Raw genomic sequence first — 13,059 nt, 5'->3', positions numbered from 1 at the left:
TCAATCAATGGCCTCTCGCGCTGCCCGGTCAGCCTCCAGGACGTCGTCTAACCCAGGCTCCCGAACTACTGGTACCCGCTCCATGGCCAAGGCCACCTTCTCAGCGATCTCCAGGAATCCGATCTTCCCGGCCAGAAACTGGGACACCGCCTCCTCGTTAGCGCCGTTGAGGATGGCGCCGGCTGTTCCCCCTGTTTCGGCTGCTTCCATCGCCAGCTTTAGGCACCGGAAAGTATCTGTATCCGGTGTCCCGAAAGTCATTGACCCACAGTTCCACAGGTCCAGTGGGACAGCCGGACCGGGCGTCCGCTTAGGCCATGTCAGGGCATATTGGATGGGCAGACGCATATCTGGCGCGCCAAGCTGGGCAATCATGGCATTATCACAGTATTCCACCAGCGAGTGGATAATACTCTCCCGGTGGATCAGGACAGAAATTTTCTCCGGTGGCATCCGATATAGGTGCATAGCCTCAATAAATTCCAGCCCTTTATTCATCAGGGTGGCCGAATCCACAGTGATCTTCGCCCCCATTGACCAGTTCGGATGCTGTAAAGCATTTTCCCTGGTCATTCCTTTCAATTCAGCAGGTTTTTTGCCATAGAAAGGGCCACCGGAGCAGGTGAGAATCAGCCGTTTGACCTCTCCCCTGTCCCTGTTGCCCTCCAGACATTGGAATAGGGCGGAGTGCTCTGAATCCACAGGTATGATCTGGGCCCCATAGTCCCGAGCCTCCTCCAGTACAAGCTGGCCGGCACATACCAGCGTCTCTTTGTTGGCCAGAGCGATCCGCTTCCCCTCACGAATCGCGGCCAAGGTGGGACGCAGACCGATCATTCCCACCACAGCGGTAATGACAGTGTCAGCGCTGGAAAGGGAAGCTGCCTCCAGAATGCCCTCCATACCACCTAACACCCTGACGTTCGTATCGGCAAGTTTGACCCGCAGATCGCCGGCCGCTCTCTCGTCCATCAGAACAGCAAGCTCAGGCCGGTATCGGCGCGCCTGCTCCTCCAGCAGTTTCACACTGGAATTGGCTGTAAGCGCCACCGCCTCCATACCGCAGGCGGAAATCACCTCCAGAGACTGCCGCCCGATGGAGCCTGTGGAGCCTAAGATTGTGATTCGTTTACTCATATTAAAATACCCTCAAAATCAAAACGGCAAGGCACACAACAATCCCGGTCAGAAGGGAGGCAATCACTGTGTGCGGGTCCCACTGTTTCTTCTGTGCCGGGGTCTTATAGCACGCGGCAGCTCCAGAGAATATGGCAACGAAGATTGCCAGCCAAAGAAACCAGGGCAAACCGGCAAATTCCAAGTTTATCCTCCTTACAACGCCAAGTACACGAAGTTCGCCCGACCAAAATTTTCTTTACCTCTTTTCTTTTCTAAAAGAGAGGAAATTAGAAGGCCGGAATCAGCTCCACTAAAATCAACAGCATGGGTGCGGCGAAGATCATAGAGTCAAACCGGTCCAGCATCCCTCCATGTCCTGGAAGCAGAGTCCCATAATCCTTGATGCCGAACTGCCGCTTTACCAAAGAAAAAGACAGGTCACCCAACTCAGTAATAGCGCTTCCCAGTATCCCATAGAGCGCCATGATGTGAAGTTCCACAGACAAGCCTGCGAATTGCCGCAGAAGCAGGCCGTAACCCAGGAGGAACAGACCTCCGGTCAGCAGTCCTCCAATATAGCCTTCCACAGATTTATTAGGGCTGACCTTGGTGACACCCCGGTGTTTCCCAAGAAATACGCCCGCAAAATAGGCTCCGATGTCGGTAGTAAAGGCGCAGAGCACAGGCAGCAGCACTAAAAATCTGCCGTTCTCCATCATTTTGAGGGGTATCAGTGAGGACAGAAACAGGGGAACAGCGATGCCCCCAAAGAGGCAGACAACAATCTCACTGAATTTGATCTCTCGCTCTGTGCCGTACTGGCGGACAGCAAAGAAAAAGGCCACAGCCATCAATGCGAGAGAAACCGCCCGGATATACCAACCACCATAGCCCCACCGCCAGCATCCAAAGGGAATCATAGCCGCAGCGATGGCAGTAAAAATATACAGTCCATTATGGTGAGCTACCTGTGTCGCCCGCAGCAGTTCAAAAGAGGCAAGGGCCAAAATAAAGGCCAGCATCACGACCAAATAGATTGGCGGCAGGAAGAATAGCACGCTTAGAAAAAGGGGGGCCAGTACCACCCCGACACAAATACGTTTCAGCAAATCACACACCTCCAAACCGACGATCTCTATTCTGATACGCCGCAATAGCCTTGTGGAGCTCAACCTTAGAAAAGTCAGGCCAGAGTACATCAGTGAAGTAAAACTCCGAATAGGCAGACTGCCACAGGAGAAAATTGGACAGCCTCAGCTCCCCACTGGGGCGGATGACCAGATCCGGGTCCGGGACTCCTCTGGAAAAAAGGTATCGTCCAAACTGCTCTTGTGTCAGATGGTTCGGGTCCGCCTTTCCCTCCAGGCAATCTTTGGCATAGTCCATGGCCCCCCTAAGCAGCTCGTCTCGCCCCCCGTAATTCAGGCAGATATTGACCTGGCAGCCCTCGTAGTGGCGGGATATCTCTCTTGTCCGCTCACACAGCTGTCGAAGCTCAGGGGTCAGAGGGGAAAGATCTCCAAAAAATTCCATTTTTACTCTATCCCGCTCCATCTGCCCGATGGCCTCCAAAAGATATTTCTTCAACAGGCCCATGATGGCAGATACCTCATCCGGAGGCCGCTTCCAATTCTCCGTAGAAAAGGCATAAACTGTAAGGTATTCCAGTCCAATCTCCTTGCAGTAGGTGGCTATGGTACGGAAATTCTCTGCGCCGGCGGCGTGGCCGGCTGTACGCGGCATTCCTCGTTTTTTTGCCCAGCGACCATTTCCGTCCATGATAATCGCGATATGCCGGGGCAACCGCTTCAGGTCCACCGCTGGCGCTCTATCCGCTTTTGATCTGAAAAAATCCATAAATTGATATCCTATCCGCACAAATGCAGAATGCAGAAGAAAAAATCATTCCGCATTCTGCATTGTGCATTTTCAGTTCATTAGACTGCCATCAGCTCGGCTTCTTTTTTGGCTGTCAGGTCATCGATATCCTTGCATCGCTTATCTGTCAGGTCCTGCAGCTCCTTCTCCATGGATTTCTGGTCGTCCTCGGTGAGCTCGCCGTTCTTCTTCATCTTTTTGAAATCTTCCATGGCGTCCCGGCGAATATTACGGACGGCCACCTTGCCCTCCTCGCCGTACTTGCGGACCTGTTTACCCAGTTCTTTACGGCGCTCCTCCGTGAGCTGGGGAAAAGCCAATCGAATCACACGCCCGTCATTCTGGGGGTTAATGCCCAGGTCAGAGGTCTGAATTGCCTTTTCAATCGCCCTAAGCAGGGTGGCATCCCAAGGCTGAATCACCAGGGTCCGGGGATCGGGAGAGGACACGGCAGCCACCTGATTCAGCGGCGTGGGCGTTCCATAGTACTCTACCATGATCCGATCCAGCACGCCGGCATTGGCGCGGCCCGCCCGGACAGAGGCAAAATTGGACTTGACTACCTCGATGGTTTTGAGCATCTTATCATCGTATACCTTATTCTCTGGACTCATGGTCTTAACTTCCTTTCCTTGTTCCATTTCTCTGTTCAGGGCTCATCCGCCCACAATAGTACCAATCTTCTCCCCCATAACTACTCGGAGGATATTCTCCGGGTCCTTGAGTGCAAAGAGCAAAACAGGGATCTTATTGTCCATAGACAGAGATGTAGCAGTGGAGTCCATCACCTTCAGATGCTGGGCTAGCACATCGTCATAGGTGATGGCGTCATACTTGACCGCACTGGGGTCCACCTTGGGGTCTGCGGAATAGACGCCGTCGATATTCTTGGCCAGCAGGATGACATCGGCGTCGATCTCCGCGGCACGAAGGACCGCCGCAGTATCGGTAGAAAAGAAGGGATTTCCAGTGCCGCAGCCGAAGATGACCACTCTGCCCTTCTCCAAATGGCGGATGGCACGGGATCGGATATAGGGCTCTGCCACGGACCGCATCTCGATTGCCGTTTGGACCCGGACTGGCACCCCCTTTTGCTCCAGCACATCTGCGACCGCCAAGGCGTTGATGGTCGTAGCCAGCATACCCATATGATCAGCGCGGACTCGCTCCATCTGATCGCCGCCGTCTTTTACTCCGCGCCAGAAGTTTCCGCCGCCGACGACCACGCCTACCTGGACACCAAGCTCCACACACTTCTTCACTACATCACAGACACTGCCGATCACATGAAAATCCAGTCCGCGGGAAGCTTCGCCAGCCAGGGCCTCACCGCTGATTTTCAGCAGGACTCTTTTATATTTGGGCTGCTCCATAGGAACCACTCCTCGTGTTTCATTTTTTCTATTTTAATATAATTCTTTCCATTTGCATAGAGGGAAAGACAAAGTTTTTGAAAATATCTTTTTGTTCATGGCGGCCCCTAATCACGCTTGCAGCCCGGTCTCCTGCTCTGCTATAAAAATTCCTTGCCTTTTTCTTTGTCTCGCCCCATAATAAAGCTTGAGGTGACACCATGGAAAGTCTGTTTTGCTGTCCTCTCTGCTTAAGAAACTTGGAGCGGAGCGAGGGACGATACCACTGCTCTTCCGGACACAGCTTCGATGTGGCGTCGGCCGGCTATACTCATCTCTTGCCCGCCAACCGCAAGCACTCCAAGAATCCCGGTGACGACAAAGAGATGGTGGCCGCTCGTGCGGCCTTTTTGGAGCGCGGGCACTATGCCCCGCTGCTGTCTGCCCTGTGCGCCGCCGTGCTAGACCAGGTGACCGCCTCCTCCCCTGTCCTGCTGGACAGCGGCTGCGGCGAGGGCTATTATACCGCCGGACTGCACAATGCCCTTACTCACTCCGGGCGGCAGCCCAGAACAGCCGGCATCGATATCTCCAAATTCGCCCTGCGCCGTGCGGCCAAGCGGATTCCCCAGGGGGAGTTCGCCGTAGCTTCAGTCTACCGGCTTCCCCTTGCCGCCCGGAGCGTAGACCTAGTAACAAATATCTTCTCCCCGTTGGCGGCGGAGGAGTTTGCTCGGGTGCTTCGGCCTGGTGGACTATTCTGCTACGTGGTCCCCTCAGCCCGTCATCTTTGGGAAATGAAAGAGATCCTATACCCCGTCCCCTATGAAAATCCTGTAAAGCGGGAAGACTATCCAGGCTTTGATTGGGTTGGGGCGGAACAGGTTCGCTATGGTCTCCACTTGGATCGCCCTGAGGATATTATGGCACTGTTCCGCATGACCCCCTATGCCTGGAAAACACCCCGTGAGGGCATAAAACGGTTGAGCTCACTAAGCCAGATTGACACACAGATTGGATTTGACATCCACCTGTATCGCAGAGAGTAAAGGAGCGTTATATGTATCATCCTGTCCTATGGGCGGCCTTTGGCACCGGAATTACCTGTCTGTCCACGGTTCTTGGCTCCGCCACTGTTCTATTTGTCCGGGGTAAGACTACCCCCACCCTTCAGCGGATGTTTTTGGGCTTCGCGGCCGGGGTAATGGTGGCCGCCTCAGTATTCAGCCTGCTCCTGCCCGCTATCGAGGAGGCGGAGGCCGCTGGCGGGGTTGGGTGGCTCCCAGCAGCAGGAGGCTTTATTCTGGGGGTGCTGTTCCTGTGGGGACTAGACTCCCTTCTACCCCACCTACATCCGGAGTCAGACGCTCCAGAGGGTCTCCCTTCCTCCTGGCGGCGGACCACCCTGATGGTGCTGGCTGTCACCCTCCACAACATCCCAGAGGGAATGGCGGTAGGCCTTTCCTTCGCCCTGGCCGCCCAGAGTGACGGCGGAAGCCTGTCTGCCGCCATGGCGTTGGCGGTGGGCATTGGCCTTCAGAATTTTCCGGAGGGCGCCGCTATCTCCCTCCCCCTTCGTCAGGAGGGGATCAGCACCGGCCGAGCCTTTCTGTATGGCGCTCTTTCCGGAGTGGTAGAACCTATTTTCGGCATTTCAGTGGTTTTGGCCGCGGGAACCATCACCCCCTTTATGCCCTGGCTGCTCTCCTTCGCCGCCGGCACCATGATGTATGTAGTCACAGAGGAGCTCATCCCGGAGGCGCATTTGGGAGAGCACTCCAATACCGGCACGATGAGCGTGATGTTTGGCTTTGTCGTAATGATGATCTTAGACATCGCACTGGGATAGAAAAGCTTATAATTCTTATATGTCAACGCCCGTCCATCTACTTTCGTCAGATGGGCGGGCGTCTCTGTTTCCTGGGGTAGATTGAACACTGTTACGTCGGCCCATTAGGGAACGTTTCAGAGGGGGCTCCCACTTCTGCCTTGTTCAGCTCAACTTCTCCAGCCCCAGCTTCAGCCGGCGAATCGTTTCCTCCCGACCGAGGATCTGGCAGATCTCTACCGCTCCTCCAGGTGTCACCGCCTTGCCGGCGGCGGCGATGCGAATGGGCCACATCAAGGTGGCGTTCTTGACCTGCAGCCCCTCCGCCAGACCGACCAGGCTGTCGTGGATCATCTCCTGGTTCCATACAGGGATAGCCTCAAGCATGGGGATAGCCGCGTGGAGCATATTCCGGCAGACACCGGGATCGGTTTTTGATTTCTTGTTGGTAAACAGCGCCACATCATACTCTGGCAGAGCATCAAAGAAGTCCACCTTTTCGGGAATGTCTATCAGTTTCTCGCATCTGGCCTGAAGCAGGGCCGCCACGGCTTCTGCCGAGATATCCGGGTTCTTCACCCCCTGGCGGATATAGGGCTCCGCCGCCCGAGCAAATGCTTCGGGGGACATGGCCCTGATATACAGGGCGTTGAAATGGGTCAGCTTCTCTATATCGAAGATGGCCGGGGACTTGGACATCCCCCCAAGATCAAAGGCCCGTGCCAGCTCTTCCAGGGAGAATACTTCCTGCTCGGCCAGTTCTCCTCTGGGCGACCAGCCTAACAGGGCCACATAGTTCAAAATGGCCCCGGTCAGGAACCCCTGGGCCTTCAGATCCTCATAGGAGGGGTCTCCGTGGCGCTTAGACATCTTGTTCTGGGCGTCCCGCATGACAGGTGAGCAGTGGACATAGGTGGGAATGTCCCAGCCAAAGCCCCGGTACAACAGGTCATATTTTGGGGCGGAGGACAGGTACTCGCTCCCACGGACCACATGAGTAATGCCCATTAGGTGGTCGTCGATGACATTGGCGAAGTTGTAGGTGGGCATCCCATCCCTCTTGATGAGCACCTGGTCGTCCAGCGTGTCGTTCTCTACGGTGATATCGCCAAAGATGGCATCGTGGAAGGTGGTGCTCCCACCATGAGGGATCTTCTGCCGGATGACATAGGGCTGCCCGGCGGCCACACGGGCCTCCGCCTCCTCTTTGCTCAAGGAGCGGCAGGGGTCATCGGACCGGTCAAAATCACCGGAGTCCTCCTCCGACTCGCACTTCTCGCAGAAGCAGTAGTAAGCGTGCCCCCGCTCCACCAGTAGCCTTGCATATTTTCCGTAGGTATCCCTTCGCTCTGACTGGATATAGGGAGCCACAGGGCCACCCACATCCGGGCCCTCGTCATGATCCAGCCCGCACTCGGCCAGAGTCTTATAAATGACCTCGGTGGCTCCATCCACCAGGCGGCCCTGATCGGTGTCCTCAATACGCAGGATGAAGGTTCCGCCGGCGTTCCGGGCGATCAGCCAGGTATAAAGGGCTGTTCGCAGATTACCCACGTGCATATATCCTGTGGGAGAGGGGGCAAATCGGGTGCGTACCTTCCCTTTGGGGATTTTAGCCTCCATCTCCTCAAAATAGTTTCTATCCAGTTCCATATCTTGTTTCCCTCCGTCGCAGCGGTCATACCGCTTTCTCGCCAAGTGGTCTGCCGTTATTATATTGGATTTTTTTGCTCTTGGCAAGTGGTCAAGGACTCTGGCGCACCAGATACTCCCGTTTTTCATAGAATGGAGAAAAAACGGAGGTATCTCTATGCCCATTATCTATCTCTCCCCCTCCACCCAGGAGTGGAATTACTTTGTCACTGGCGGCACGGAAGAGCAGTACATGAACCAACTGGCTGACCTGATGGTACCCTATCTGGATGCCTCAGGTATCCGGTATGTCCGCAATACCCCTGATATGACCGCCGCCTCGTCCATTGCCGCCTCTAATGCCGGAAATTTTGACCTGCACCTGGCTCTTCACTCCAATGCCGCGCCGGAAGGACAGTATGGCACTGCACGGGGCTCCCTGATCTTCTACTATCCCGGCAGTGTCCAGGGAGAAAAGGCGGCACAAATCGTGGCTGATGGTTTGAAAGCGATCTATCCGGTCCCTAATCTGGTGCAGACAGTTCCCACCACCTCCATTGGTGAGGTGCGCCGGGTCCGAGCTCCCTCTGTTTTCATTGAGCTGGCATTCCATGACAACCTGGAGGACGCAAACTGGATCATCGACAACCTGGGCGCCATCGCCCGCAATATTGTTCTCTCCCTCACTGAATATTTCCAGATTCCCTTTTTTGAATCAGAAAACCGCCATCCCGGCGTAGTAGATGTCACTTATGGTTACTTGAATATCCGCTCCCGTCCCACTACCCAGGCCCCTGTGATCGCCCAAGCGCCGGACGGAGCTCCCATCACCATCATCAATCAGTGGGATGGCTGGTATTTGGTCAACTATCAGGGCTCTATCGGTTACGCTAAGGACGATTTTGTAACACTGAATTAGCTTTTTCCTAAGAAAGGAGGCTTTCCTATGGATATCCATGTAGTCAAGTCCGGAGATACTCTCTATTCCATCGCCCTCCAGCATGGCGTGCCCATGTCACAGCTAATCCTTGATAATCAGCTGCCGGAGCCGGACCGCCTGGTCGTAGGGCAGGCCATCGTAATCCAATACCCGGAACAGACCTACACGGTCCAGGCGGGCGATACTCTTTTTTCCATCGCTGCCGCGCACCAGACTACTGTGCGCCAGTTGCTGCGCGATAACCCGGCGCTGGGCGGCGGGGACCGGATCTTCCCCGGTCAGGTCTTGATTCTCTCCTACCGTCAGACGAGGGAGGGCACCTTATCTGTCAACGGATACGCCTATCCCCATATCGACCGCGGACTACTCCAGCGCACGCTCCCCTTCCTCTCCGATCTGACGCCCTTTACCTATCGATTTACAAACCAAGGGGCGCTCATCCAGCTGGACGACCAGTATATGATCGATGCCGCCCAGTATATGGGAGTACGGCCTGTCTTTCATCTCTCCAACCTGGATGACACTGAGGGAGCTTTTTCCCAGGATCTGGCACACATTGCCCTCACAGACCAGCAGGTCCAGACCAGACTGATTCATGAAGTGCTGGGAACTTTGCACAGCCTCGGCTATCAGGGACTTGATGTGGACTTTGAAAATGTGGCCGCCCAAGACGCTCAGGCTTATGCCCAGTTCATCAGCCGCCTCCGTGAAGCCCTATCTCCGCACAACATCCCTGTCCTAGTGGCCCTCACAGCCAAGACCTCACGGGATCAGCCCGGTTCTCTCTACGAGGGCCATGATTACCGCCTGCTGGCCCAGGCGGCGGACTATGTTCTGCTGATGACCTATGAGTGGGGCTACTCTTATGGACCTCCTATAGCCATAGCGCCTATCCGAAACGTACGTCAGGTGATAGAATACGCGCTAACGGAGATGAAAGCAGAACAGATCTTTTTAGGTATCCCCAACTACGGCTACGATTGGCTGCTCCCCTATCAGCAGGGGCGGCGCGCGCCCTCCATTTCTAACCAGGAGGCAGTCCAACTGGCGATCCGCCATTACGCCGCCATCCGCTATGATCAGGAGGCTCAGTCCCCCTGGTTCCGGTATGTGGATGGAAGTGGGCAGGAACACGAGGTCTGGTTCGAGGATGCCAGGAGCATCAAGGCCAAGCTCGCTCTGGCTCAGGAATACGATCTCTATGGAGTGGGGTATTGGAACCTGATGCGGCCCTTCCCGCAGAACTGGGTAGTCCTCAATTCCCTGTACCACATCCGGGAAGAGCTTTCATCGGGGACTGGATTTTTTTCCTCCTCTGCTGTATAATAGGCATTGATTTATACAAAGGAGGACGTTTTCATGTCTGTCACGATTGGAATGAAAGGCAGTGCAGAGGCCCTTGTCTGTGAAAGCAACACAGCTCAGGCGGCCGGCTCCGGCACGCTGCCTGTCTTCGCCACCCCGTGGATGTGTGCTTTGATGGAACAGGCATCTTGGACCGCCGTGGCCCCCGGACTAGAGGAGGGGGAGAGTACCGTAGGAACTAAGCTGGACGTCTCCCATGACTCCGCCACGCCCTTAGGTCTGAAGGTGTGGGCTGAAAGCGAGGTCACTGAAGTGGACGGCAAGCGCATCCTTTTTCAGGTAACCGCCTACGATGAGAGAGGGCCCATTGGGAAGGGCACCCATGAGCGGTTCATTATCACGGACCGGCGTTTTCTGGATAAGGCCGCCCGGAAGCTGGAGGGCTGAGTCCATGTCTATCGAGAAGGTCAAAGCCTACTTCCGTCCACTGGGCCGGGAACAGGATATCCTGGAGTTCCCGGTATCCAGCGCGACAGTGGAACTGGCCGCACAGGCGGTCGGTGTTATCCCTGCCCGGATCGCCAAGACGCTCTCTTTCCTGGTGGACGGGGCGTGTATTCTGGTGGTCACCGCTGGAGACGCAAAAATCGACAACAGCAAATTCAAGGCTTTCTTCCATACCAAGGCCAAAATGCTGACTCCGGAGCAGGTGTCCCAGCTCACCGGACACACGGTCGGCGGCGTCTGCCCCTTCGCCAACCCTCCGGGGGTGAAAACTTATCTGGATATTTCTCTCCGCCGGTTTCAGAGCATCTTCCCTGCCGCCGGCAGCTCCAACTCCGCCATTGAGCTGACCTGCCCGGAGTTGGAGGAATATTCCGGCAGTCTGGAGTGGATCGATATCTGCAAGGGCTGGCAAGAGGAATCCTAAACCATTTCACTTCCCCACAGTATGAAAAAACAGCGGACCCGACGTTTGTCGGGTCCGCTGTTTTTATGTAACTGTTCCAAGGCTCAACCAAAGTAGGAGGCGCCGTTGATGTTGACGTCCTCACCAGAAATATAGGAGGCCTCGTCAGAAGCCAGCCACACAATGGTATTAGCCACCTCACGGGCAGTGCCGGCGCGGCCCATAGCCTGCTTGGCGCGGGACTCCTTCTCCGCCTCATCAGAGAGTTCAGCACGGATATCAGTGGCAATCAGACCAGGACACACACAGTTGACGGTGATCATATCCTTGTACCGCTTGCACAGTTCCATGGCTTGGGCACGGGCAAAGGCTATGATGCCAGCCTTCGCAGCGCAGTAGTGAGCGCCGCCGTACACACCGCCGCCGCACTTGGCGGAAACGGAGGAAGTATTGACAATACGGCCATAGCTGTTTTTGACCATGTAGGGCACGACTAGCTTGGAGCACAGGAAGGTACCCACCAGGTTAACGTTCATAATGCGCATAAAGTCATCCTTGGTCATATCAGCGATGGCGACGGGCTGGGTGATACCGGCGTTGTTGCATAGCACATCGATACGGCCGTACTTGGCAAACACAGCCTCAAACATAGCGGTAACAGAGTCAGCATCGGTAACGTTGACGCTGACGGCCATGGAATCACAGCCAAATTCCGTATTCAGGTCGTCGGCGTTCTTCTGGGCACCCTCCAGATTCATATCAGCGACCACGACGTTACAACCCTTCTCGGTCAGAGCGCGGGTGATCTCCCGGCCAATCCCGTGTGGAGAGCCGGAGCCGGTAACAATGGCGACCTTACCTTCAAAATCCATGATGATTTCCTCCTGTTCAGCTTTTTTGATACTCCACAGTCCGAGCCCATGGAGCGGTTACACAGGGAATCTCTCCCCCGGTTCCCTTCAGCTCATGAGTATCATATCATTTAAATTATGAAATTTCAATCATTATATTTTAAAAATATTGAAATATTATTTCATTTATAATGCACAAAGAAATTTGTAGGTTGCCGCCGCCTCTCTGGGGACAATGGACCGATATGAGGCTGTCATCCTTGACTTTACATCGAAAAGCAGTATAATTTCACTATACTGACCATGTCTTGACAGAAATAAGCCGGATAACAGGAGTTTTATTCATGGAAGAATCCTTGCTTTATATCCAGCGCATCAAAGCTATGTATCAATCGCGGACCTTCTCCAAATCTGACCGCCTGATTGCCGACTATATCCTAGCGCATCCGACCTGTGTTGCCTCCACCACGGCTGCCGAGCTGGGAGAGGTCACCGGGACGAGCTCTGCAACGGTGGTCCGTTTCTGCCGGAAGCTGGGGTTTTCCGGTCTTGTTGATTTGAAAATGAGCATGGCCTATCGCTATGCCAACGGTGAAAACATCATCATGGACCTGGACCGAGGGGATAATGTCCATCAGATCAAGCAGAAGGTCATCAGCTTTACCAAAATGGTGGCAGACCATTTGATGGAAAGTCTGGATGATCAGGCCCTGGCCTGCGCGGCCCAGGAGATTCTCAGGGCAGAACAACTGGTTATCGTTGGCGAGGGGGGCTCTGGCACCATTTGTAGAGCTGCTTACGACATCTTTCTAAAGCTGGCGATCCAATGCCGCTATGTATCAGATCCCCTCTTTCAAGCCATGGAGATCGGGTCTATGAAGCAGACAGATGTACTGCTCCTAATCGTCAACTCTGGCCGTACAGCCAACATGGTCCAAAATGCCCAACTGGCCCATGCCTGCGGGATCAAGACCATCGGCATCGTCGGTTCCTCCAATTCTCCCATCTCACAGTATTTGGACATTGAGATCCGGACAAGCCTTTTCCGCAGCGACTACTTCAGCGATCTGGCTGCTGCCAGGACCTGCGAGTTGACCGCCATCTCCATTCTCCATTCTATCATCGCTCTGTCCTGTGACGAGGCGCGGCTGGCAAAAGGACAGCGGATCGCCGCTTTCATGGAGAAAAAAAGACTGCCAAATAGCTGACCCACCGCAGGATGCTACAAATATAATAAGGCGGCC

Annotated in this window: 15 protein-coding genes; 7 read left to right on the top strand and 8 right to left on the bottom strand. The window is 54.8% G+C overall.

Annotated features, from left to right (window positions below; all coding sequences use genetic code 11):
• The 6 genes from ACEVJK_RS05110 to pyrH form a co-directional block, all read right to left on the bottom strand.
• Entirely contained in the window at nt 1-1,137 is a 1,137-nt protein-coding gene (locus tag ACEVJK_RS05110) for a 1-deoxy-D-xylulose-5-phosphate reductoisomerase (RefSeq protein WP_147571727.1), read from the bottom strand.
• Nucleotide 1,138: 1 nt separating this feature from the next.
• Complete coding sequence (locus ACEVJK_RS05105; RefSeq protein WP_147571726.1) at nt 1,139-1,321, bottom strand: hypothetical protein; 183 nt, start codon at nt 1,319-1,321, stop codon at nt 1,139-1,141.
• Nucleotides 1,322-1,406: 85 nt separating this feature from the next.
• Entirely contained in the window at nt 1,407-2,228 is an 822-nt protein-coding gene (locus ACEVJK_RS05100; protein WP_186852530.1) for a phosphatidate cytidylyltransferase, read from the bottom strand.
• Nucleotide 2,229: 1 nt separating this feature from the next.
• Entirely contained in the window at nt 2,230-2,976 is a 747-nt protein-coding gene (locus tag ACEVJK_RS05095) for an isoprenyl transferase (protein ID WP_262670293.1), read from the bottom strand.
• Between the two features lie 80 nt (nt 2,977-3,056).
• Entirely contained in the window at nt 3,057-3,611 is a 555-nt protein-coding gene (gene frr / locus ACEVJK_RS05090; protein ID WP_147572011.1) for a ribosome recycling factor, read from the bottom strand.
• A 42-nt stretch (nt 3,612-3,653) separates the two neighbouring features.
• On the bottom strand, nt 3,654-4,370 hold the full coding sequence (pyrH, locus tag ACEVJK_RS05085; protein ID WP_147571723.1) for a UMP kinase: 717 nt from the start codon (nt 4,368-4,370) through the stop codon (nt 3,654-3,656).
• A 200-nt stretch (nt 4,371-4,570) separates the two neighbouring features.
• Here pyrH and ACEVJK_RS05080 point away from each other — a divergent pair, with 200 nt between their 5' ends.
• Both ACEVJK_RS05080 and ACEVJK_RS05075 read left to right on the top strand, forming a co-directional pair.
• The gene (locus ACEVJK_RS05080; RefSeq protein WP_374740122.1) at nt 4,571-5,398 is read left to right on the top strand and encodes a putative RNA methyltransferase; all 828 of its coding nucleotides are present in this window, start codon (nt 4,571-4,573) and stop codon (nt 5,396-5,398) included.
• Nucleotides 5,399-5,409: 11 nt separating this feature from the next.
• The gene (locus ACEVJK_RS05075; protein WP_147571721.1) at nt 5,410-6,198 is read left to right on the top strand and encodes a ZIP family metal transporter; all 789 of its coding nucleotides are present in this window, start codon (nt 5,410-5,412) and stop codon (nt 6,196-6,198) included.
• Between the two features lie 144 nt (nt 6,199-6,342).
• Here the strand turns inward: ACEVJK_RS05075 and gltX are convergent, their stop codons facing one another.
• Nucleotides 6,343-7,830 carry a glutamate--tRNA ligase gene (gltX, locus tag ACEVJK_RS05070; protein WP_240287725.1) on the bottom strand — a complete coding sequence of 496 codons (1,488 nt, stop codon included), beginning with the start codon at nt 7,828-7,830 and terminating at the stop codon, nt 6,343-6,345.
• Between the two features lie 157 nt (nt 7,831-7,987).
• Here gltX and ACEVJK_RS05065 point away from each other — a divergent pair, with 157 nt between their 5' ends.
• Genes ACEVJK_RS05065 through ACEVJK_RS05050 form a run of 4 tightly spaced genes read left to right on the top strand, consistent with a single transcriptional unit; the run spans nt 7,988 to nt 10,985 of the window.
• A complete protein-coding gene (locus tag ACEVJK_RS05065) occupies nt 7,988-8,728 on the top strand; it encodes an SH3 domain-containing protein (protein WP_147571719.1) in 741 nt (246 codons plus the stop codon).
• Nucleotides 8,729-8,755: 27 nt separating this feature from the next.
• Nucleotides 8,756-10,075 (top strand): LysM peptidoglycan-binding domain-containing protein, encoded by a 1,320-nt coding sequence (locus ACEVJK_RS05060; RefSeq protein WP_374740119.1) that lies wholly within the window; start codon nt 8,756-8,758, stop codon nt 10,073-10,075.
• Nucleotides 10,076-10,108: 33 nt separating this feature from the next.
• A complete protein-coding gene (locus ACEVJK_RS05055; protein ID WP_147571717.1) occupies nt 10,109-10,501 on the top strand; it encodes a thioesterase family protein in 393 nt (130 codons plus the stop codon).
• Nucleotides 10,502-10,505: 4 nt separating this feature from the next.
• Nucleotides 10,506-10,985: a YbaK/EbsC family protein gene (locus ACEVJK_RS05050; protein ID WP_240287729.1), complete on the top strand. Its 480-nt coding sequence runs from the start codon at nt 10,506-10,508 to the stop codon at nt 10,983-10,985.
• Nucleotides 10,986-11,068: 83 nt separating this feature from the next.
• Here the strand turns inward: ACEVJK_RS05050 and ACEVJK_RS05045 are convergent, their stop codons facing one another.
• Nucleotides 11,069-11,836: an SDR family NAD(P)-dependent oxidoreductase gene (locus ACEVJK_RS05045; protein WP_186852525.1), complete on the bottom strand. Its 768-nt coding sequence runs from the start codon at nt 11,834-11,836 to the stop codon at nt 11,069-11,071.
• 323 nt (nt 11,837-12,159) lie between these two features.
• Here ACEVJK_RS05045 and ACEVJK_RS05040 point away from each other — a divergent pair, with 323 nt between their 5' ends.
• Nucleotides 12,160-13,023, top strand: a complete 864-nt coding sequence (locus tag ACEVJK_RS05040; protein WP_147571714.1) for a MurR/RpiR family transcriptional regulator — start codon at nt 12,160-12,162, stop codon at nt 13,021-13,023.
• Nucleotides 13,024-13,059: the final 36 nt, after the last annotated feature.

The organism is Flintibacter sp. P01028 (assembly GCF_041925235.1).
Classification (GTDB): domain Bacteria; phylum Bacillota; class Clostridia; order Oscillospirales; family Oscillospiraceae; genus Lawsonibacter; species Lawsonibacter aceti.
Note: the sequence above shows the minus strand (reverse complement) of the source record. Positions and strands in the feature narration are given on the sequence as shown.

What these genes read in the sequence shown, in the direction of transcription:
- ACEVJK_RS05110 (WP_147571727.1), bottom strand. Translation starts at nt 1,137, where the DNA reads ATGAGTAAACGAATCACAATCTTAGGCTCCACAGGCTCCATCGGGCGG.
- ACEVJK_RS05095 (WP_262670293.1), bottom strand. Translation starts at nt 2,976, where the DNA reads ATGGATTTTTTCAGATCAAAAGCGGATAGAGCGCCAGCGGTGGACCTG.
- frr (WP_147572011.1), bottom strand. Translation starts at nt 3,611, where the DNA reads ATGAGTCCAGAGAATAAGGTATACGATGATAAGATGCTCAAAACCATC.
- pyrH (WP_147571723.1), bottom strand. Translation starts at nt 4,370, where the DNA reads ATGGAGCAGCCCAAATATAAAAGAGTCCTGCTGAAAATCAGCGGTGAG.
- ACEVJK_RS05080 (WP_374740122.1), top strand. Translation starts at nt 4,571, where the DNA reads ATGGAAAGTCTGTTTTGCTGTCCTCTCTGCTTAAGAAACTTGGAGCGG.
- ACEVJK_RS05075 (WP_147571721.1), top strand. Translation starts at nt 5,410, where the DNA reads ATGTATCATCCTGTCCTATGGGCGGCCTTTGGCACCGGAATTACCTGT.
- gltX (WP_240287725.1), bottom strand. Translation starts at nt 7,830, where the DNA reads ATGGAACTGGATAGAAACTATTTTGAGGAGATGGAGGCTAAAATCCCC.
- ACEVJK_RS05065 (WP_147571719.1), top strand. Translation starts at nt 7,988, where the DNA reads ATGCCCATTATCTATCTCTCCCCCTCCACCCAGGAGTGGAATTACTTT.
- ACEVJK_RS05060 (WP_374740119.1), top strand. Translation starts at nt 8,756, where the DNA reads ATGGATATCCATGTAGTCAAGTCCGGAGATACTCTCTATTCCATCGCC.
- ACEVJK_RS05055 (WP_147571717.1), top strand. Translation starts at nt 10,109, where the DNA reads ATGTCTGTCACGATTGGAATGAAAGGCAGTGCAGAGGCCCTTGTCTGT.
- ACEVJK_RS05050 (WP_240287729.1), top strand. Translation starts at nt 10,506, where the DNA reads ATGTCTATCGAGAAGGTCAAAGCCTACTTCCGTCCACTGGGCCGGGAA.
- ACEVJK_RS05045 (WP_186852525.1), bottom strand. Translation starts at nt 11,836, where the DNA reads ATGGATTTTGAAGGTAAGGTCGCCATTGTTACCGGCTCCGGCTCTCCA.
- ACEVJK_RS05040 (WP_147571714.1), top strand. Translation starts at nt 12,160, where the DNA reads ATGGAAGAATCCTTGCTTTATATCCAGCGCATCAAAGCTATGTATCAA.